Source organism: Micromonospora sp. NPDC049171, assembly GCF_040648275.1.
Classification (GTDB): Bacteria; Actinomycetota; Actinomycetes; order Mycobacteriales; family Micromonosporaceae; genus Micromonospora.
This window is the reverse complement of record NZ_JBEZDJ010000003.1, coordinates 325,993-345,670: the sequence shown is the minus strand read 5'-3', so window position 1 is coordinate 345,670 and position 19,678 is coordinate 325,993. Positions and strand designations below refer to the sequence as shown.

The window sequence follows — 19,678 nt, the reverse complement described above, 5'->3', positions numbered from 1 at the left end:
CGGTCCCGTCGGCGACGTCAGCGCGGTCAGCAGCCGGAGCTGGTCGGCGACCGTGGTCTTGGTGATCCCCCGGTGTGAGCTGGGCCGGGTCTCCCGCAGACCGAGCGCGCGGTTCGCGGAGGCGAGGCCGCGCGAGCCTCCGATCCGCTCCCGCCGCCGCCGGGCCCGATCAGGGTGACGCGGGCGACGCGGGGTGTCAGCCCCGGCACAGGGCGATGTCGAGGGACCGCTCGAGTCGCCGGTTGGCGTCGTCGTCCGGGACCATCGAGTTCACCGCGACGGTCGCCGCCTTGCCGGAGGCGGTGATGCCGACCACGGTGACGTATCCGGGCGCGATGCCACCGTGCGTCCAGGCGAAACCGCCGCAGCTCAGCGCGAACGTGGCGAGGCCGAGGCCGTACCGGGAACCGCCGACGCTGTCGAACCCCGGCGCGGCCACCGTCTTCTTCATCTCCGCCAGTTGCGCCGGTGCCAGGAGGCGGCCGCCCAGCAGTCCGGCGAGGAACCGGTTGACGTCGGAGGGGCGGCCGACCAGGGCGCCGGCGGACCAGGCGGGCGACTGGTCGGACTCGGTGATGTCGACGGGCGGATCGGCGGGGAGGTACCCGCGCGGGTGGGTGCCGCGAATCGTGGTCTCACCCTCGGCCGGCCAGTACATGCCGCGCAGGCCCAGCGGCTCGATGATGCGCTCGGTGATCAGCTCACCGATCGGGCGGCCGCTCGCCTTCTGCGCCACCAGGCCGGCCAGGATGTAATTCGTGTTGCTGTAGACGAACTTGGCCCCCGGCGCGGATTCCGGCTTCGTGGCGAAGCCGGCCCGGAGCAGGTCGTACGGCTCGTAGTAGGTGTTCAGTCCGTCGGGGAAGTCCGCGAAGATCGCCTCGTCGTAGTCGAGCAGGCCGCTCGTCTGCTGCAGCAGGTGCCGGACCGTGATGGTGCGCCCGTCGATGGCGGGACCACGGACCACGCCCGGGAGGTACGTCTCGACCGTTGTGTCCAGGCCGACCTTGCCCTCGCCGACCAGCTGGAGCACCACCGTGGCGGTGAACATCTTGGTGTTGCTGGCGATCCGGACCCGCCCGTCGACCGGCATCTTCGCTCCGGTGCGCAGGTCCGCGACGCCCGCGGTGTAGTTGCGGGTATGGCCGTCGGGTTGCCGCACCGACGCCAGCACACCGGGGAATCGGTCCTGGGAGACCAGCGCGTCCACACTGCGCTGGACGGGGGAGGTGTCGGCGTGGGCCGCGGGCGCGGCGACGAGGCCGGCGCCGACGGTCACCAGGGCCGCCAGGATGCGGGGAAGGACACGGGACATCGGGTTCTCCTGTCGGAAGGATTTAACACCGTGACGTCTTCCGGGATCCACGCTCATGGCGCGTTCCCGGCTAGATGTGGAGCCTTGCGCGTACGGATACCGGCCGCTGCTGCGGCCACGGTGAGCAGCAGGCAGGTGACGCCGATGCCGAGCAGCGGGAGCCATGGGATGGTGATGGGCACGGCGATGCCGACCAGGTCGGCGGTGATGGCGCGGCGTACGAGCCAGCCGAGCAGCACGGTGGTGGCACCGCCCAGGAGCAGGCCGGTGCCGCAGACGAGGGCGGCCTGCCAGATGGCTGCTCGCCGGACCTGGTCGGGGGTCGCGCCGAGGAACTGGACCAGGTCGCGTTGCCGGCGCCGCTGGGATCCGCCGATGAGGGTGGCGTTGACGATCGCGATGGCGGCGTAGAGGCCGGCCGGTCCGAGCAGAATGGTGAGGCCGAGGTTGTTGGCCTGGCGGGTCTGGGCCGTGGTGGCGTCGATCCAGTCGCCGGAGTCGAGGATCCGGCTGTTGGTGCCGGCGAGGGTGCGCTGGAGGGAGACGCGCGCCGCGGCGGCGTCGGCGCGCGGTAGGACGAAGACCGTCCCGGTGGCACGTTCGCTTGCGGGCGGGAGCAGGCCGGCCGGGATGACGAGATCGCCGTACAGGTCGGGTGCGTCGGGGATGACGGCGACGACCCGCAACGGGACCCGCTCGCCGGCGATCCAGACCGGGAGAGTGCCGCCCAGGCCGACGCCGGCGTCAATGACCCCTGAGGCGGTGACCGCCACCACGCGTCCCTGGAAGTCGTCGAGGGTGCCGCGGGTGGCGGTCAGGCCCCGGGCGGCGGAGGCGGTGACGGGGTCGAGGATCTCGACCTGATCGCGCACGCCGGGACGGCCCTCCTCGTCACGCTGGAGCATGCCCTGCCGGCGTACGTCGGCGATCGCGACGGCCTTGTCGGACGCGACCGCCGCCGCGGCCGGACTGTCTGCCTCGACGACGAGCGGTGCGCGCAGCCGGGCCCGGTCCTGCGCGTTCGTCCAGTCGGCGAGGAAGCTGAGGGACAGCAGCAGCGACCCGGCGATGGCGGAGATGGCCACGACCGGGGCGGCGACCGCGGCGGTGGTGCGGGCGGCCGCACGCACCTCGTCGCGGGCCATCCGGGCCGTGACGTCCCGGGCGACGAACGGGCGGGCGAGCAGGGCGGCGAGCCGCGGGATGACGGCGTGGCCGATGCTCGTCAGGCCAATCACGACCACCTCGGGCAGCAGGATGGAGGCGATCAGGGCGAACAGCGGCGGCATGCCGGCGGCGACGACGACCACCACCACCAGGCCGCCGAAGCACAGCGTCGCGACGGCGAGCTGGAGAATGCTCGGCCGGGTTCGTTCGATCGTGGCCTCCCGCAGGGCGGCGCTCGGGGCGATCCGGGCGGCGCGGCGCGAGGATCGCCAGACCCCGAGGAGCGCGATCACGGCACCGGTGGGTACGGCGACCGCCCAGGCGATCCACGGGCGCGGCGCCCGAAGGTCGAGCGTGGTGATCCCGATGGCCTCCACCAGCCAGAGAACAGCGGGGGCCAGCGCCGTGCCGAGCAGACCGCCAACCGTGGTGGCCGCGGCCGCGACGACGAGGGACTCGCCCAGCAGAAGCCGGCGCACCTGCCCTGGCGTCGCGCCGACCAGGCGCAGCAGGCCGAGCTCGCGCCGGCGGCCGGCCACGACGAAGCCGAACGTGCTGCTGACCACGAACAGCGCCATGAACGCCGAGATCGCCGACATCATCCCGAACACCGCGGCCAGGTCGTCGAGTTGGGCGCGCTGGTCGGTGGTGACGCCGGGCCGGCCGCCGGTGGCGTCGACGCTCCCGAGGAGCGTCACGGTGACGGCGATCAGGACGACGCCGAACAGCAGCGCGACGAAGGCGCCCAGGTAGCCGCGCCATGAGCTGCGCACCGTCTGCCGGCTCAAAGTCAGCATCATCGCTCCAAGTCGGTCATCGTCGCGGCGATCTGACCGGCGTCGGCGTGCGTGAGGTGACCGACGATCTGCCCGTCGGCGAGGAACAACACCGCGTCCGCGTACGAGGCAGCCAGTGGATCGTGGGTCACCATGACGACGCTCTGGCCGCCGTCGGCCAGCGAGCGCAGGAGTTCCAGCACGTCGCGTCCGGTGCCGCGGTCCAGGGCGCCGGTGGGTTCGTCGGCGAACAGGACGTCGGGCCGACCGTGCAGCGCCCGGGCGATCGCGACCCGCTGTTGCTGGCCGCCGGACAGCTCCGATGGCCGACGCCTGGCGTGTTCGGCAAGGCCGACGTGAGCCAGGGCGGTCTGCACGGCGGCCGGGTCGACACGGCGTCCGGCCAGGCGGGCGGGAAGCGCGACGTTTTCGAACGCGGTGAGCGCGTCGAGAAGGTTGTAGGACTGGAAGACGAACGCCATCGACGTGCGCCGGAAGCGGGTCAGCGCGGTCTCGTCCAGCTTGTCGAGCTGAGTGTCGCCGACGAGCACCCGCCCGCCGGTCGGCCGGTCGAGGCCTGCGGCGAGCTGCAGCAGGGTGGATTTTCCGGAGCCGGACGGTCCCATGATCGCGGTGAACGTGCCGCGTTGGAACACATGGGTGACGCCGCGCAGCGCATGCACCGTGCCGGCGCGCGAGCGGTAGGTGCGGGTGAGGCCGTCGAGCGTGACGGCCGCCGGGGATGCCTGGTTCATGCCCTGAGTACACCTGCCGGCGCGGCCCACCACACGGGCTTCGACGCGACTTCGGGGGTAGCGCGCACGCTACCCCGCCCGGCCGGTGCGAACCGTAGGGTTGGGCACGTGGATGATGCCTGGACAGCCGTACGGGGACGTCCCACGCGGTTTCTGGCGTCGGTGTGGCCGTGGCGCTCACTCGCGTACGTGGCCACCACCGTGCCCATCGGTCTCGGCTGGCTGATCCTCCTGCTCGTGGTACTCACAGTGGGCGTGGCCACGATCGTGGTGGTCGCGGGACTGTTCGTGCTCGCCGGCCTTCCGACGCTCGCGCACCTCGCCGCCGCGGGCGAGCGGCGCCGCCTCCGGCTGATCTTTCCCGGGCGACCGGTGAGCCGGTTACCTGCGCCGCGCGATCGGGAACGTGGCCGCGTGGCCTGGCCGGAGACAGCCGTCACGGTCCTGCTGGTGACGCTGTTCTGGCTCGTGGACGCCGCGGTGGTGGTGCTGCTGACGGCTCCGGTCGTGCTGATCCTCGCTCCGGTGCTGGTCCGTCACGACGTGGTCGAGGCCGCCGGGTGGCGGGTGGACAACACCGGTGAGGCGTGGTTGGCGGCGCCCGCCGGCATCCTCACACTCGTCCTGCTGGCGTACGCGGTCACCGCGCTGGCCTGCGGCCAGGCGGCCCTGGTGCGGCACCTGCTGGACCCGCCCGAAGCCCAACTGGCCGAAGCGGTCCAGCAGCTGCGCCGCTCCCGAAGCGGGCTGGTCGACGCGTTCGAAACCGAACGCCGCCGGATCGAGCGCGATCTCCACGACGGCGTCCAACAGCGCCTCGTCGCGCTGACCATGACACTGGGCAGCGCCGAACTGGACCTGACCGACGGCCCCGGCCTCGACCTCGTGCGCGAGGCCCATCAGCAGGCCGAGCAGGCCCTCGCCGACCTGCGCACCACGATCCGGGGCATCCACCCCCAGGTACTGACCGACCATGGTCTCGCCGCGGCCGTGCACGAGATCGCCGGTCGCTCACCGGTCCCGGTCCACCTCGATCTCGCCCTCGACGGCCGGCTCCCCCCGGCCGTCGAGGCCGCGGCCTACTTCTTCGTCAGCGAAAACCTCACCAACATCGCCCGCCACGCCCGGGCCCGATCGGCACAGGTGCACGCGTGGACCGAGGACCACGCACTGATCGTCTCGGTGGTCGACGACGGCGTCGGCGGCGCTGACCCGCAGGCCGGCACCGGCCTCGCCGGACTGCGCGCCCGGCTCGACGCCCTCGACGGCGACCTGCACGTCACCAGCCCCGTCGGCGGCCCGACCCAGGTGAGGATGACGTGCCCAATCCACTGACGCCGCCGAAGGCACTGCGCATCGTGGTCGCCGAGGACGCGGCCCTGCTCCGCGAAGGGTTGGTGCGAATCCTCGAACGCGCTGGCCACGACATCGTCGCGGCCGTCGCAGACGCGCAGGCCCTGCTCACCTACGCGGCCAACTGCCGCCCCGACCTCGTCGTCACCGACATTCGCATGCCACCCACCCACACCGACGAGGGCCTGCGCGCGGCGGCCACCATCCGAGCCGCCCATCCCGGCATCGCGATCCTGCTGCTGTCCGCCTATGTCGCCGACGCCTACGTCGGCGAGCTGCTCGACGCCGCCCCCGGCGGCGGCATCGGCTATCTGCTGAAGGACCGGGTCGGCCACGTACGCGACTTCCTCGACAGCGTCGACCGTGTCGCCGCGGGCGGCACGGTCATCGACGCCGAGGTCGTCCGCCAGCTCGTCGTCCGCCGGCACACCGACGGTCCGCTCGCCGGCCTCACCGAACGCGAACGGGAGGTGCTGGCGCTCATGGCCGAAGGCCACACCAACCACGCGATTGCCGGCAAGCTGTTCGTCAGCGAGGCCGCGGTGCGCAAGCACATCGGCAACATCTTCGCCAAGCTCCCGATCGACCCGCACTCGGACCGCCGGGTGTCGGCCGTTCTCACCTACCTTCGCGGCTGACCGAACGGGATCGATCACGCCTGTCAGGCGTGCCATCGGATCGGCCGGGACCGCGGTGCCGTGTGCGTCGGGGGCGTGGAACTGGAGCTGGTCACGGACTTCTGCCCCGCAACGGCGGCGAACAGGTCATGGCGTACGCGAGACCGTAGAAACCCTTCTCGCTCAGCGCCATGTGGCTGTTCCAACGGCCGACCGTCAGCCTGACGGCCACTGTCAAGCGCCACCTGCTGAGCAGCTATGCCAATCTCGGCGTCCGGGACCGCGCCGCCGCCGTGACCGAGGCGTTCAACCCGTTCCCAGCAGATGATGGCGCAGGTCCCAGCAGATGATGGCGCAGGCGAGGGTGAGGAAGGCTTCGTGGATGTCGTCGAGCCTGGCTTGCGGCGGTCGACCGGGCTCGGACCGGCTTTGGGCCGCCCTTGAGGGCCCGAACATGGGTTCCGTCGATCACCGCCCGGGACATGTCGAATTGGTCGGCGGCCCGCAGCTTGCCGAGCAGTGTCTCGCGCAGGCGTTGCCACACGCCGGCGTCGTTCCAGTCCCGCAACCGGCGCCAGCAGGTCATCCCCGACCCGAACCCGAGCTCTTGGGGCAGGTACTCCCACGGGATCGTGGTGTAGAGCACGAACAGGATCCCGCACAACGCCTTGCGGTCATCGAGGGGCCTACGGCTCGGGAACCGGTGCCGACGAGGCGGTCGGGGCGGCAGCAGCGGCGCGCCGACCCGGCACCGATGGGCGCGGGGACGGCGGCCTGCGGCAATCGGAAATCGGACACTCCCTCGCACCGCATCCGCACCGGATGATCGACTACCACCTGCGATGCTGTCGAAACGCCGATCGGGCGGCGCACGCCGATCGTGATCCCGGAGGTGCGGATGACCAGGAAGGGCGGCCTAGACCTGGCCGACGCCATCGAGGAGCTGCGTCGCGAGTTGACGCTCGCCCAGACCAGGGCGGCCAGCGCGGAGATCCGGTTTCCCATCAACGCCGTCTCGGTGGAGCTGAGCGCGGTGGCCACCACGGACATCGACGGCCGGGCCGGCTTCAAGATCCCGATCATCGAGGCGGAGCTGGGCGGGGGCGCCAGCTACTCGCGCGAGGCCACCCACACCATCACCATCGAGTTCGGGGCACCGGTGGACGCCAGCGGCAACCCGGTGCAGGTCAACCGGGTGAGCGCGACCCGGCTGCGGTGAGGGGAGGCCGGTCCTGGTGACACCGTCGGCCGGGCTGTCCTCGGCGGAGCGGCTGGTGCGGATCGAGGTCGGGGTCGAGGGCGGTTACGTCTACGGCAGCGGCTTCGTGGTCCGGCCCGAGGTGGTGCTCACCTGCGCGCACGTGGTGACCGCCGGTCGGACGGTCGCCGCAGTCGACCTGCACGGAGCCCGGCATGCGGTCCCGTGTGGCCCGGACGCGATCTGGACGCCGGGCCCGGACGGCCCCGACCTCGCACTGCTCCGCGTACCCGGGCTTGGAGCGGGGCTGCGCACCTTCCCGGTGGCCCGGCTGGATCGCGTCGGCACCGACCTCGCGCCGCTCGACGGGGTGGACGTGTGGGGTTGTCCGGCGTTCGCCGAGACCAACCGGGGTCTGTCGTTCTGTGAACGGGGTTCGCTGCTCCGGGCGTCGCAGCTGGAATCGGGCCTGGTTGAGGTCCGCCTGCCCCCGGTGACCGACGGCGACCCCGGCGGCGCACGGACGAGAGGCTTCCTCCACCCGCCGAACTCGGCCTGGGACGGGATGTCCGGCGGTCCGGTGATCGTGCGGGACCACCTGGTCGGTGTGGTGGTCGAGCACGCACCGCGTACCGGCCGCCTGCTCTGCGCGCCGCTGACCCTGCTGGAGCCGGACCGGGCGTGGCCGCAATGGGGACCGGGCGTCCCGGATCCGCAGCGGTGGTGGCGGCTGCTCGGTGTGCCCGACCACGCCGCGGCGCCGGTCCTGCCGGGCAACGGGGCCAGCGCCGGTTGGCTGGACGACCTGCGGGCCGTCCACGACGAGCTGCGGCAGAATCCCCGCGTGCCGGAGGCGGCGCGGCGTCCCGGCACCTTCGCGATCCAGTTGTACGAGGTGCTGGAGCGCGCCTTCGCCACGGCGGATCCGCAGGATCCCGGTGCCGCCGCGCAGCGGATCCACACCGAGTTGACACGCTCGGAGGCCGCCGGGCCGGTGTATCGGGTGGCGGCGAGCCGACCCCTCTCCGCGGGCGTCCTGCGCCAGCTGCTCGACGAACTGGCCCGGGTGCACTCGACCGTCGCGGCGCTGCCCCGGGCGAGCGCCCGGTTGCGGTACCGGATCGAGGCGCCTCGCATCGCGGTTGCCGACCCGCACGCGGAGATGCGGCGGTGGCTGACGGACATGCTGGCCGGCCAACCGACGGACGAGCTGGAGGACGCCGAGCGCACCCTGCACGACCTGATCGACCGGGTCGACCTGCACCCGGGCGCGGACCCGCAGGGCCGGCTGATCGCCCTGCTGCACAACGGCGGGTGGGCACAACCGGCGGCGCGGGCACCGAAGCTGGTCAGCGAGATCTTCGCCTCCGGTCTGGGCGAGCACCCGGAGCAGCTGCTGCGGACCACGCTCGGGGAGGCCGGCCCGGCGCCCGTCGTCATGATGACCGGCCGGGACCGGGCACCTGAGCACGTCGTCCCCCGTCCCGGTGGGGTCCTGGTCAACCAGAAACCCACCCTGGCTCACCTCCGCGAGGGTTTCTTCGCCCCCACCGGCGCCATCGACGAGGTGGAACGGGCCTACTGGGCCTGGTACGAGGACGTCATCCTGGCCGACGCGGGTCAGCTCGCCGGCCGGCTTCCGATGTTCTGGGTCACCGGGCCGTCCGGCGCCGGCAAGAGCATCCTGCTCCTGCAACTGCTGGCCCGGCTCAACGCCCGCGCCGGCGTGTCCGTGCTGTGCCCCGCCGGCGGGTCCCACCTGTCCGACGCCGCGCGGCACGCCGACGGACTCGGTCGTACCCGGCACGTGGTGATCGGGGTGGACGACCCGCTCACCGTCGGCGACGGGCAGGGGCCCGACCCCTGGCGGCAGGCGTTCGACATCCTCGCCCACCGGTTGCAGACCGAGCCGGTGAGTGGCCTGCCGGTCTTCGTCTGCTGCGCCCCGACCGAGCAGCGGGCGATGTTCGAGCGGCGGCACGGCGAGGTGGTCACCGGGGGCTACCGCCACGACGGGTACGACACGACGCTGCGCGAACAGCTCCGTGACTGGTACGCCCTGCGCACCGGCACCCCGGCACCCGCGCTGCCCGAGGGGGGAGTTCCCCTGCCCGCGCAGCTGTTCTTCGAGTGGCGCAACAACGGTGAGGGCATCACCGCGTACGCCAGGCGTTTCCGGTCGCGGGTGACCGCGACCAACAGTCCTGAGCTGTACGGGTTCTTCGTCGACCTGCTCGCCGTCAACCGGCTGGACGTCGGCTACCCCGAGGAGTCGTTCCACCTGCTGCCCGCCGAGGTCCGCGACGCCCTCGACGGCTACGGGACCGACCTGCACGTGCTGCCGTCCGACGACGGTCGCCCCGGTTACCGGCTCGCCCATCCCCTGCTGGCCGGCCTGATGTACGACGTCTGGTTTCCCGTGGCGGGGCACGCCGCCGTCCGGCGGGAGCACCTGCGTGACGCGCTGCTGGGCGCGGTGCGGGTCAACCCGCGCGGCTGGGCCAGCCTGCCCCTGCTACGCGTGCTGCTCGCCGCCGTCACCCGGGCCGCCCTGAGTCAGCATCCGACCGAAACGGCAGGTCACGCCGACGGTCCGGACGCAGCGTCCCCGCTTTCCCGGCTGGACGCCGAAGCCGCCGTACTCGCCGCCGCCGAGGCGATCGGTGCGGACCTGACCCGCCTCGCCCACCCGGTGCTCGCGGTCTGGGTCGGCCTGGAGCGCCAGGTCCGGTTTGCCCGGGGCTGGAGTCCGATGGCCCACGCCCTGCACCGGCTGACCACGTCGGCCGACACCGACGTTGGGCTGACCGACCTGGTCGACGCGCTGGTACGGCTGCGCGATCCGGTCGCGGACCGGGCGGTGTGGGCCTTCCTGCGGGCGAAGCGGAGCTGGCCGGCCTGGCACTCCACGGCACGCCGGCTGGTCGAGCGTCGACCCGACGACGGGGACCTCGACGTGTTGGTCGAGACGACGGCCGGCCGCGTCGACGGTGACGCGCTCCAGACCCTGGTGGCCGTCCTGCGCCAGCCGTGGTCGTACCGCCCGCTGCTGGAGGTGGCGCACCGGCTGGTCCGCGGCGGGATCGCGACCGACGGGCCGCTCGCGCCGCTGGTCGCCGCCCTGCATCGCCGGGGCGGCGACCACCAGGGCGTCGTGCACGGTTGGCTGGCCGGTCCTCCCCACCGCGAGCAGGCCCTGGTGTGGCGGCAGATCCTCGCCGCGCCCGTACCGGTCGACCTGCTGCCGGCGCTCGGGGCGTGGATGCGGTCGTTCCCCACCGACATCGGCACCGGCCACGCCCTCGCCCGCCTGGTCAGCTGGCCCTGGTTTCTCCGGGGCGGCTGGCGGCGCGACGTGCTGCGTGCCCACCTGGAACGGCACGGTGAGCTCTGCCCGCCGCTGCGGGATCGACTGGTCGGCCTGCTGACGGCCGACCACCCGGCCTGGTCGCTGCTGTTCGTGCAGCTACGGGCGGCCCACGTCCGGCAACCCGAGATCCGGGCCGCGGCGATCGACTGGCTGGACCGCAACCCCGGTTCGACCCGCTGGCCCCGCGTGTACAGCCATCTCTGTCTGAACATGGTGGAGCCGGACGACGGGCTCGTCGGCCGTGGCGCCGACCGCCTGACCGGCGGCCTGGACGCCCTGCACTGCGCCGACGTGTTCGTCGGCATGCTGCGCGTCGCACCACCGGCGCGGCGCGCCGAGGTGGCGGACACCGCGCTGCTCTGGCTGACCCGCTACCCCGACGAGGAGACCGCGTGGGGTGACCTCGCCTCCCGGATCGCCCGGGCCACGGCCCCCGAGCACCGGGAACGGACGGCCCGCACCCTGCTGGACTGGGTACGCGCCCACCCGGCGTCCGGCCGCGCGGCGCAGCTCCTCCAGGTCGCGACCACCGCCTCGGCGGGCACCCCCGCCGAACCGGCCGTGCTGGTCCACGCCGAACGGTGGCTCGGCGTCCCTCGACCGGCGTGGGGCGCCGTGTACGCCGCCATCCGCCCGTCACTGCCCGTCGACCGGGCCCGCGCCCTGGCGCTGCCCTGGCTGCTGACCGAGATGACCGACAAGCGGTGGGCGGGGGTGCTGGCCGCGACGGCCGGCGACCTCGACAGCACGCACCTGGGCGAGCTGGTGCACCGCTGGTTCAGCGCGGCGGACACCTACGAGTTCTCGGCCGGCCCGCTGTGGCGGATCGCGATACACGAGGGGCCGTGCCGGCACCTGCTGCGGGACCGGGAATTCCGTGTCGTCGTCGCGAACTGGCTGCGCCGCAACGGAACACGGCCGTCCTGGGCGCTCATCGCCAAGGACCTCATCAGCGGCGATCCGACCGACTTGGACGTGGTGGGGGCGGCGGTCGAGTCCAACGCGCCGGTCGACCAGGCGTACGGCGTGATCGACCGGATCGTGGAAGAGTGGCAGGCGCGGCCCGAGTTGCTCGCGGCCGCCCAGCGGGAGCTGATCACCTGGCAGCGCACCGAGGTCTGGGCGGTCCTGTGGCGGTGGCTGATCTCGGTGGCGCCGTCCGAGGCGGCGTGGCGGTTCTCCCGGGAGCTGCTGCCGGGCCTGGCGGCGGAGGTGTTCGCGCCCCTCTGGGTGCGGTTGTGGGACGCGTACCCCGACGAGGTGCACCGCGCCCACCTGCGCCCGCTGGCGCAGCCGCGGCTCGACGCGGCCCCGGCGACCGGCGCGTGGAACAGGGTACGGTCGCGCCTGGCCGACCGGCCGAGCCCGCCGGGCCTCCCCGCGCCGGGACCCGCCTCGACACGGTTGGTCGGTCCGCGCCCGGGCAGCCCGCCGCCCGCACCGGACAACCCACCCGCCGGCCACTGGCGGCGACCGTTGACCTGCGCCGGCTGCCGGGCCCCGTTCGTGCTGCAGGGCAACGGCGCGCATCCCGCCGTGAAGTCCTTCACCTGCCAGGGGTGCGCCAGTGACCTGAACATCGACATCCGAACCGGTCGTGTCGCGGTCGCCCAGCGGCTCACCCGCCTGCCGGCCCCCGCTGCGCAGGTCCGGGGCAGCCGCCGAAACCCCCGGCCCCGGGTGCACTGCGACCGCTGCGACACCACGTTGGACGCCGACATCTCCAGCGTCGACGGCGGCGCTCTCGCCGTGGACCGCGGCTGCGGATACCTGTACGAGATCCCACCGGACCTGCTCGCCGACCTGGTGGCGCACGGTCGGTACGCTTCGCGTCCCGCCGACTGACCCCTAAGCTGCCGCCCCTGGACGTGCACCCCGACAACCCGCAGCCCCGGGGCGACCGGCCAGGTGGCCGAGCTGATCCCCGGCGGCGGCCCGGTCGCCTACCCGACGGCCGCGCGCTTCGATCGACTAGAAACTCCCGGGTCAGGGAGCTGCGGGCGAAGTGGGCCGGTTTGAGGCTATCTGCCAGCAGGCGTCGCGTGCATCGGTCAGCTGTTCGGGGGTGATGCCCTCAAGGGTTCTGGAGAGTTGGCCGGCTCGTTGGCGCATCGCTGTGTTGACCTGATGGGTGCCGGCCCGGGTGAGGCGCACGAGAATCGGGGCTGCGGACACGGTGCTCGCCGAGCCTTGCACGATGCCAGCCCGCTCGGCTTCGGCGACGAGCTCGGAGAGGCCTGCGTCGGGACCCAGGACCAGTTCTTCCAGCGGCCTGCCGTCGTCGTGTGTAACGAGTTGGCCGAGGATCTGGGTCAGCGGGTCGGCGATGGTGGTGCGTAGGCTTTCGAGCAACGGGTCCAGCATGATCGCGGCGGTCTGCAGCGCGTAGAGCGTTTCGGTTTCGAGGATCTGCTCGGGTTGCAGCGTCAGGGCGGCCGCGTGTCGGACGTCGGTTGCGAAGAGATAGCCGGCGTCGTCGCGGGCCAGGGAAAGGCGTGGCAGGCGCGCTATCCGATGGTATGTCCAGTTGGAGATCGTCGTCAGGCAGGCGTGGCGGACTACCGTCATCTGATCGGGGCTTAGCCCGCGCAGCAGCGGTGCGAGCTGGCCATGCTGCCAGAGCGGGAAGTTCCGTTCATGGTGGCATTGCGGTGGCAGGGCACTGGCCACCGCGTTCACGGCGAGCGACGCCGCATTGATCGCAAGCAGCGTCTCGCAGCTGACGATGTGTTCGAGTCCAGCGAAGGCCGGCACCAGCTCGCGTACCCTTGCCGGGTCCAGGCCGCGATCGGCGGCAGACGTCGGTGCCGAGGTCTTCTCGGGTAACGGAGGCGGCAGGTCGGTAGCGGTTTGCCAGACGACGCCGACGTACCAGTTCGATGGCTGCTGACCCGGTTTGCGCATCTCGTGATAGAGCGAGACGCTGCCGCGGTCCCGTCCCCGTCCCAGCGAGTACCTGACCATGCATGTCGTGTCGACGTAGTCGGCGACCTCGGCCGCGGCGACGCTGCCGAGCTCACACCCAAAGGTCCGCAGCTGCTGTGGGTATTCGATGAATGGCCGGCCTGAACGCCGCCAAGCGGCGTGTTCCCAGGTGCCGTCGCGGGCCTGCTGAGCGAGTACGAGCGTGGCTTCCTGCGGTATTGGGAAGCTGGCGGGAAAGCGCGGGGGCAGCCCCCCGTCCAGTTCGGTCAGGCCCGTCGCGGTGCCGTAGAAGATGTCGGCCTGGGCGTCATGGTCGTAGGGCGGCTGTGCTGGCCTCTTGGGCTCGAGTCGACCGTCGATGTCAGCCGCGTCGAGCTCATCAAGGACGATCCGGACGACGTGCTCGGCGTACTGACTTTCGTCCTTGAGGTCCAGACGAAACACCGGAACGGCGTCCTCCAGGAGTACGGTGCACCAACTCGGCAGCGGGTCCTCGGGGTCGTCCGGATGCGGTATCCGGCCAACCGCCCGAACCGCACCCTGCAGCGCTGCGACGCCAGCGGCCTGGTCCGTGGTGTCGTACAACGCGAGGGCCACCCCGGAGCAGTGCTCAGCAACGTAGGCGATTAGATCCGCTTCGTCATAACGCAGCATCGAGCGATGCTCTCACGCGCACCGCAAGCAGACATTCCCACCACCGCCAGGGCTGGCGAGGCGAGGCAAAGCCGCACGTGCAGGCCGTGGCGACCGGTGACCAGCCGGCCCGGTACCCGGTCCAGGTAGGCGGTCACAGCGATGGCGGCGGGGTGCGCGTCGAGGTCGAGCACCACCTCACCAACTGGGTATAGCGGCGGATGAGGTAGGCGAGGTGGCTCGGAGACAGCCCGTGCCAGTCCGGGGATTACACATCCGAGCGCCGGATTGGAAGCCGCGCTCGCCGCCGATCCGAATGCGTCGCTCGACGCCGCCCGGGTGAACAAGATCCTCATCGGGTTGCGCGCCCGTCACAATTAATGCTTTCACCCGGAGGTGACGACGAATTCTTCGCCCCACTGATAGCTACTCCGGCTGGGCGCGCCGTCTACGACTAAATCGGCCCGCGCTCGGGTTCGGTCCTCCCGAAAGAAGTCTTTTTCTCTCGCTCGCCAATTCTCCATGAATGGCAGCAAGTCTCCTCCGTCGCGGGCCGATACTCGTGAAACGCACAACGGCTGGGGTGCTGTGACGAACACTGCGAGACTAAGTTCCTGGCAAATCGCCTGCCGGGAACTGCTGACACCTTCAATGATCACAATCGGGGCGGGCGCGACAGTAATCCAGTCGGCACTACGTTGCGCGGTTGCCCAGTCGTATGGGTAGAAACCGCCAGGATCGCCTCGGCGTAGCGGCTGAAGTACCCAAAGCTCTAGGCGCTCCCAGAACGAAATCTGATCGTCCCAGCCTTCTAGTAGATCGTCAGTATGCACGAGGGAAGCGTTAGACCCACATGCGGCGATGCCCTGCATGAGGTGTTCCGCAAAGAAAGATTTACCAGATCCGCTGGGGCCATCGATGGCAACCAGACGTGAATCGCCGAGTTGAGGAGGTCGAGTTAGGACCGTACGGGCTAAGTCGTCGTATCTCATGACCCGAAGGGCGGTGACGCCTGCGTTGCTAGCCACCCGCTCAAAGTAACACCTCCGGTGTCCGCAGGAGGGGGTGCTGGCGGCGGCTTCCAAGGGCGGGCCACGGCAGTACTTGCCTCAATTCTATGGTCGCGCCAGCTCGCGGCGGTGCTCCCGCCACTGCCGGTTCAGTCGCGGCCAGTACTCTGGGTGATCGTCTACGACGCGGCGCAATGCGGGGCTGGTGTTCATGGAGCTAACTGCGAATGCCGGCCATCCTTGGTAGTTCTCCATGTGCGAGCGCAGGTCACATACCATTAGCCCGTAGTCGATCGTGTCAGCCAGGACCTGTGCCACCATCATCACCCGCGCGCGCTCGAGCTTGTCGGCAGGAAAATCCTTGTCTTCGTGAAAGTACTGTTGCATTTGAGGATCGTCAATCATGATTTGACTGATCTGGTGAATCCGCTCGAGAGCGCTGTAGGCGGCTTCGGTTGAACCGACCTCGTTGCTGATCTTTGTCTGCTGTGTCAACTGGCGAGTCTGTCGTGCAATTAGAAGTAAGGAGATGATTACTCCGATGGAGCCGACAAGATCACCAAGGTTGCCCGCATCTTCCAGCATCACTAGACTTTCTCCTCTGGACGGGCACCCCATGCTACCTAGTGCCCGCAATCTTTGCGCCACCCGCCAGTGGCCTCTTTCGGTTGGTGCGTGAGTGAATTACATTCACGAAGATCTCACTGTTGGCTTTGACTTATAATGCGAACCGCATCAGGCAAAATGATCTTGCAAGTAATCTGAGTCCCGGAGTCTTCACTGGAGAAGCTGGCGCTCTTGACTCCGTCGCCACATTTGTTGGAAGTGGGCAAGGTGCGAGTTCGGCGCCTCGCGCCGACTGATCGGATGCACTCAATTCGGAAGAAGCGGATGCGCCATACCGCCGGTGCTGGCTCGCTGGTAACGGAACGTCACGACAGCATCGGGGCAGCACGCCCCGGCCGAGATGTCTTGAGCGGCGAGCCCGACCACCGCAAGACCAGACGTCCGGCGGCTGTAGCGGTGAGGTGGCAACGGTCCGTCAGATATGAGCATGTCCAGGTATCAGCAGATGCAGCAGGCCGAGGCGGAGCAAGCCGCTGCGGGCTGGCACTCGATGACCTTGCTGATCGCCCGCGTGCAGGCGGGGCAACAACCGCTCGCGACCCCGCCGACGATCGCGTGCCGGCCACAGGAAGTGCAGTACGGCACGCTGCCAGTCAACATGTCCATCTTCTGCGGAGCGGACGTCGAGTACTCAAGCAGCATGTTCTCCGCCGGGGGTCTCTTCCTCACTGCGGCGTCACTGGCCGCTTCGGCCGCGGTCAACGCGAACAACCGGCGCAAGGCGCAGGCGGCTGCCGCTCCGCAGTGGAGGCTGATGGGACGCTTCCCGGCCATCGTCACCAGCGAACGCCTGCTGGTGATGGCGGGGCAGTGGAGTTCGTACTACCACGACCACCTGCTCATGATCGAGCCGAACCCGCTCGGCTACTCCGTGGCGCTGCACTACGAGCGGACCGAGCCGATCATGTTGCATGGGCCGTGGGTCCCGTGGACGACCGTAGCCCTCTGCGCGTCCCGCTGGGGTACCCCGTGGCCGCCCGGCTTCGTGCCGCCGCCGCAGCTCCAGCCGGTGGTACGGCCGCCGGCGCAGGTGATGCCGTCGCAGCGGCCGCCGGATCAGGCAGCCGAGTAATGCTGATGGCAGAAGGCACCCGGGTGATCCTTGGGCGCCAACTGGGCAAGGGTGGCCAGGGCACGGTATTTCAGCCAGCCACTCGAGCGCCTCGTCCAGCTCAGCCATGCAACACTTCCTCGGCCTCCTCAAGGAGTTGTCGTACGCCGGGCCGTTCCCGTACTTCGGCCGGCAACTCGCTGTAGACACGCACGGACTCCTCGGCGGACGCCTGCGACTCGTCGTGGCGGCCGAGGTCATGCAGGGCGCGAGCGCTGCCGTTCAGCGCGGTGACGAGGTTGATCCGGTGCGCGGCCGGCCGCTCGGCCGTGAGCTCGCGATAGAGGGCCGTCGCTTCGGCGTACGACTCGGCGGCCCCCTCGGGCTGGCCGAGCGCCCGCTGCACCTGGCCCTGGTTGTTCAGGGAGGAGGCGAGGAATTCGGTGTACGTCGCCCGGTCTCCCGCGGCCAGCCGGCGTCGGATCGCCACGGCCTCGGCTACCGCGTCCATCGCCTCGCCGGTGCGCTCCGCGGCCAGCAGGTCGACGGCGTAGTTGTTGAGGCCGACGGCGAGGTCAGCCTCGAACACGGCGGGCCGGGCCGTGGCCAGCCGCCGTCGGATCTCCACCGCCTCGGCCGAGGCGGCCAGTGCCTCCGCGATGCCTCTGACGTGCAAGAGCGGCTCGCTCAGGTTGCTCAGAGCGGTCGCGAGGAAGTGCTCGAACGAGTCGGGACGCAGCTTGGCCAGCTTGCGATAGGCCGCTACCGACTCCGTCATCACCTCGACGGCCTCCGGATAGCGGCGCAGGCCGTCCAGCTGCATCCCCTCGTTCACCAGTGAGGCCGCCACCTCGTGCAGGTAGGCGTTCGGGTCGGTGGCCGCCCGCCGCCGATAGATCGCGGACGCCCGGCGCACGTCGGCCAGCGCCTCGTCGTAGGCGCCTAGCCCGTGCAGCCAGATGCCACGGTTGCCCAGCGCCCCGGCCAGCTCACCCTCGTACTGGTCGAGATCGGACTCCGCGAGCCTCGCGTAGAGCTGGACGGCCTCGCCGCAGGCATCGGCGCCCTCCCGGTGCCGGCCGAGGGCGGCGAGGACTGTTCCGAGGGTCATCCAGGCATAGGCCAGGTCGGGCTCGTGCTCCGGCGGATCCTGGACCGCGAGCGTGCGATAGAGATCCCGCGCCTCCTCGGCACTGGCCAGCGCGGAGGAGCGGTCGCCGACGTCGAGTTGGGTATGCGCGAGATTCATGACCGCGTGCGCCAGGTCGGGGTCGGCCGGAATGCCGGCGGCCGCGATCCGGTACGCCTCGACGGCGGCCGCCATCTCGGTGCGAGCCTGCTCGCGATGCCCGGCCACGTTGAGCCGATAGCCGAGGTCGACATGGACGTCACCCCGCGCCCGCGGCCCGTCGGCCGCGGCCAGGCGCTGGTCGGCCAGGCGGCGTTGCAGGGTGAGCGCGGCCAGGTCGAGGTCGAGATGGCGGCCCTTGGGCAGGTGCGGCTCGATCTCGACGAGCAGGTCCAGGTCGACCCCTTCGGCCGTGGCCAGGGCGGCCAGAGGGCTGCCGCCGGCCTCGACAGCCAGACGGGGATCCGAGCGCAGCACCGGATAGAGATGCCGGGCGCCGACGTGGGGCCAGCGTAGCGAGGCGGCGGCCAGGGTGGACATGGCGGCAGAGAGCCACGGTCGCGACGAGCCGGCCGGATCGCGTTCCAGCAGGCGCGCGAGCAACGGCCCGGCCCACGCCGCCGACGGGTGGGGGGCATCGTGGCCGTCCAGGGTCAACGCCACGAAATCCTCGGCGAGCCGGTCGGGATAGAGCGGCTGTAACCGTTGGGTGTCGTCGGCGGGATAGCAGGCGGCGTGGTCGTCGGCGGCCATCACCGGATCGATGTGGCCGGGCAACGCGTCGCTCAGCAAACCGGCGGCCTCGGCGGACGGCCTGACCCCGCACACGGACGCGACGAAGACGACCCGGCGCATCAGGTCGGGCCGCAGGCGGCCGCCCCGGCCGTAGCGATTGGCCCAGTGCAGCTGTTCACGATCGAGCAACGAGAGGGTGAGGCCGGCCAGGTCGGCGGGCAGCGGACGGGCGTCGACCGCGACCAGGGCCGCCATGTGCACGGCCAGGGTCAGGCCGAACTCGGGCCGGGCGAGCAACTCACCGACGCCGGCCGGAACTCCCTCGTCGCCGTCCTGGAAGGCCCGGTGGGCCACCTCGAACATGTGGCGGCGGGTGTCACCGGCGCCGGTCAGCGGGGACAGACGCTCGGACGCCAGCTCAAGGTGACCGGCGTTCAGTGCGCTGGTGAGTCCCCGCCAGGTGGCATCACTTCGCCCCAGGAACAGCACCCGTACCGGCACCGTTGCCCGCGCCAGCAGGCGATTCTCCAACAGCAGCATCAGGTGCGAGACGGGCCAGCGGTCGGCGTAGTCGACGATCACCATGACGCCGGGGGTGTCGGCCGCTGTCAGGTCAGGACCGGCCGACGGAGCATGGATCTGCCCGGCACCGGCACTCGCGGTGACGACCAACCACCCGTCGTCGTGGGCCTGAGCGGCCACCTCGTCAGCCAGCCGGGTCTTGCCCTGCCCGCCCGGGCCGTGCAACCAGCGGATCCCGTACGCGGCCGGGCCGTCCCGCCAGCGCCGGTAGGCGGCCAGCTCGTCGTCGCGACCGGTGAACGGCACCACCCGGTGCCGGGCGTCGAGCAGGCGACTCGGCAGCTCGGCCAGCCATTCCTTCGGAGGCGTATCCACCCGCTCCCACCGGGCGAGCAGGTAAAGCGGCACCCCGTCGGCCCCGACGTGCAGATCGGCCCCGACGACTCCGTGCGCGAATCCCTCGACCGCGCTGACGTGCTGTCCCACGGCCGGTGC

The 19,678-nt window shown here is 71.0% G+C and carries 11 protein-coding genes and 1 pseudogene; 5 read left to right on the top strand and 7 right to left on the bottom strand.

All coding sequences use genetic code 11. The annotated features are described in order from the left end of the window. Window positions 1-196: 196 nt before the first annotated feature. From AB0B14_RS05915 to AB0B14_RS05905, 3 genes are read right to left on the bottom strand one after another with little or no spacing between them, the layout of a single operon-like run. Window positions 197-1,315 (bottom strand): serine hydrolase domain-containing protein, encoded by a 1,119-nt coding sequence (locus tag AB0B14_RS05915; protein ID WP_357521578.1) that lies wholly within the window; start codon window positions 1,313-1,315, stop codon window positions 197-199. A gap of 53 nt (window positions 1,316-1,368) precedes the next feature. Beyond that, window positions 1,369-3,282 (bottom strand): FtsX-like permease family protein, encoded by a 1,914-nt coding sequence (locus tag AB0B14_RS05910; protein ID WP_357064717.1) that lies wholly within the window; start codon window positions 3,280-3,282, stop codon window positions 1,369-1,371. Further along, on the bottom strand, window positions 3,279-4,013 hold the full coding sequence (locus tag AB0B14_RS05905) for an ABC transporter ATP-binding protein (protein ID WP_357064972.1): 735 nt from the start codon (window positions 4,011-4,013) through the stop codon (window positions 3,279-3,281). Before AB0B14_RS05905 ends, AB0B14_RS05910 begins: the two co-directional genes overlap by 4 nt. A 189-nt stretch (window positions 4,014-4,202) precedes the next feature. Between AB0B14_RS05905 and AB0B14_RS05900 the strand changes: the two genes are divergently transcribed. Then, window positions 4,203-5,348 (top strand): histidine kinase, encoded by a 1,146-nt coding sequence (locus AB0B14_RS05900; RefSeq protein WP_357521576.1) that lies wholly within the window; start codon window positions 4,203-4,205, stop codon window positions 5,346-5,348. A 14-nt stretch (window positions 5,349-5,362) separates the two neighbouring features. Then, a complete protein-coding gene (locus tag AB0B14_RS05895) occupies window positions 5,363-6,004 on the top strand; it encodes a response regulator transcription factor (RefSeq protein WP_357064974.1) in 642 nt (213 codons plus the stop codon). A 368-nt stretch (window positions 6,005-6,372) separates the two neighbouring features. Here the strand turns inward: AB0B14_RS05895 and AB0B14_RS05890 are convergent. After that, window positions 6,373-6,716, bottom strand: a pseudogene (locus AB0B14_RS05890) (transposase); the annotation flags it as partial. Window positions 6,717-6,881: 165 nt separating this feature from the next. Between AB0B14_RS05890 and AB0B14_RS05885 the strand changes: the two are divergent. Together AB0B14_RS05885 and AB0B14_RS05880 are read left to right on the top strand one after the other, a co-directional pair. Then, on the top strand, window positions 6,882-7,202 hold the full coding sequence (locus AB0B14_RS05885) for a trypco2 family protein (protein ID WP_357064720.1): 321 nt from the start codon (window positions 6,882-6,884) through the stop codon (window positions 7,200-7,202). Between the two features lie 16 nt (window positions 7,203-7,218). Next, complete coding sequence (locus AB0B14_RS05880) at window positions 7,219-12,396, top strand: serine protease (protein WP_357521574.1); 5,178 nt, start codon at window positions 7,219-7,221, stop codon at window positions 12,394-12,396. A 141-nt stretch (window positions 12,397-12,537) separates the two neighbouring features. On the opposite strand, the gene AB0B14_RS05875 is transcribed toward AB0B14_RS05880, so the two are convergent. Together AB0B14_RS05875 and AB0B14_RS05870 are read right to left on the bottom strand one after the other, a co-directional pair. Further along, on the bottom strand, window positions 12,538-14,130 hold the full coding sequence (locus AB0B14_RS05875) for a hypothetical protein (protein WP_357521572.1): 1,593 nt from the start codon (window positions 14,128-14,130) through the stop codon (window positions 12,538-12,540). Between the two features lie 1,094 nt (window positions 14,131-15,224). Then, window positions 15,225-15,707, bottom strand: coding sequence for a hypothetical protein (locus tag AB0B14_RS05870; protein ID WP_357064724.1), 483 nt, complete (start codon window positions 15,705-15,707; stop codon window positions 15,225-15,227). 484 nt (window positions 15,708-16,191) lie between these two features. Between AB0B14_RS05870 and AB0B14_RS05865 the strand changes: the two genes are divergently transcribed. After that, on the top strand, window positions 16,192-16,818 hold the full coding sequence (locus AB0B14_RS05865) for a hypothetical protein (protein WP_357521570.1): 627 nt from the start codon (window positions 16,192-16,194) through the stop codon (window positions 16,816-16,818). Between the two features lie 100 nt (window positions 16,819-16,918). Here AB0B14_RS05865 and AB0B14_RS05860 read toward each other — a convergent pair whose 3' ends face one another. Continuing rightward, window positions 16,919-19,669: a tetratricopeptide repeat protein gene (locus tag AB0B14_RS05860; protein WP_357521568.1), complete on the bottom strand. Its 2,751-nt coding sequence runs from the start codon at window positions 19,667-19,669 to the stop codon at window positions 16,919-16,921. Between the last annotated feature and the right edge of the window lie 9 nt (window positions 19,670-19,678).

Coding starts and splice junctions, on each gene's coding strand:
- AB0B14_RS05910 (WP_357064717.1), bottom strand. CDS start 3,282: ATGATGCTGACTTTGAGCCGGCAGACGGTGCGCAGCTCATGGCGCGGC.
- AB0B14_RS05905 (WP_357064972.1), bottom strand. CDS start 4,013: ATGAACCAGGCATCCCCGGCGGCCGTCACGCTCGACGGCCTCACCCGC.
- AB0B14_RS05915 (WP_357521578.1), bottom strand. CDS start 1,315: ATGTCCCGTGTCCTTCCCCGCATCCTGGCGGCCCTGGTGACCGTCGGC.
- AB0B14_RS05865 (WP_357521570.1), top strand. CDS start 16,192: ATGCAGCAGGCCGAGGCGGAGCAAGCCGCTGCGGGCTGGCACTCGATG.
- AB0B14_RS05875 (WP_357521572.1), bottom strand. CDS start 14,130: ATGCTGCGTTATGACGAAGCGGATCTAATCGCCTACGTTGCTGAGCAC.
- AB0B14_RS05885 (WP_357064720.1), top strand. CDS start 6,882: ATGACCAGGAAGGGCGGCCTAGACCTGGCCGACGCCATCGAGGAGCTG.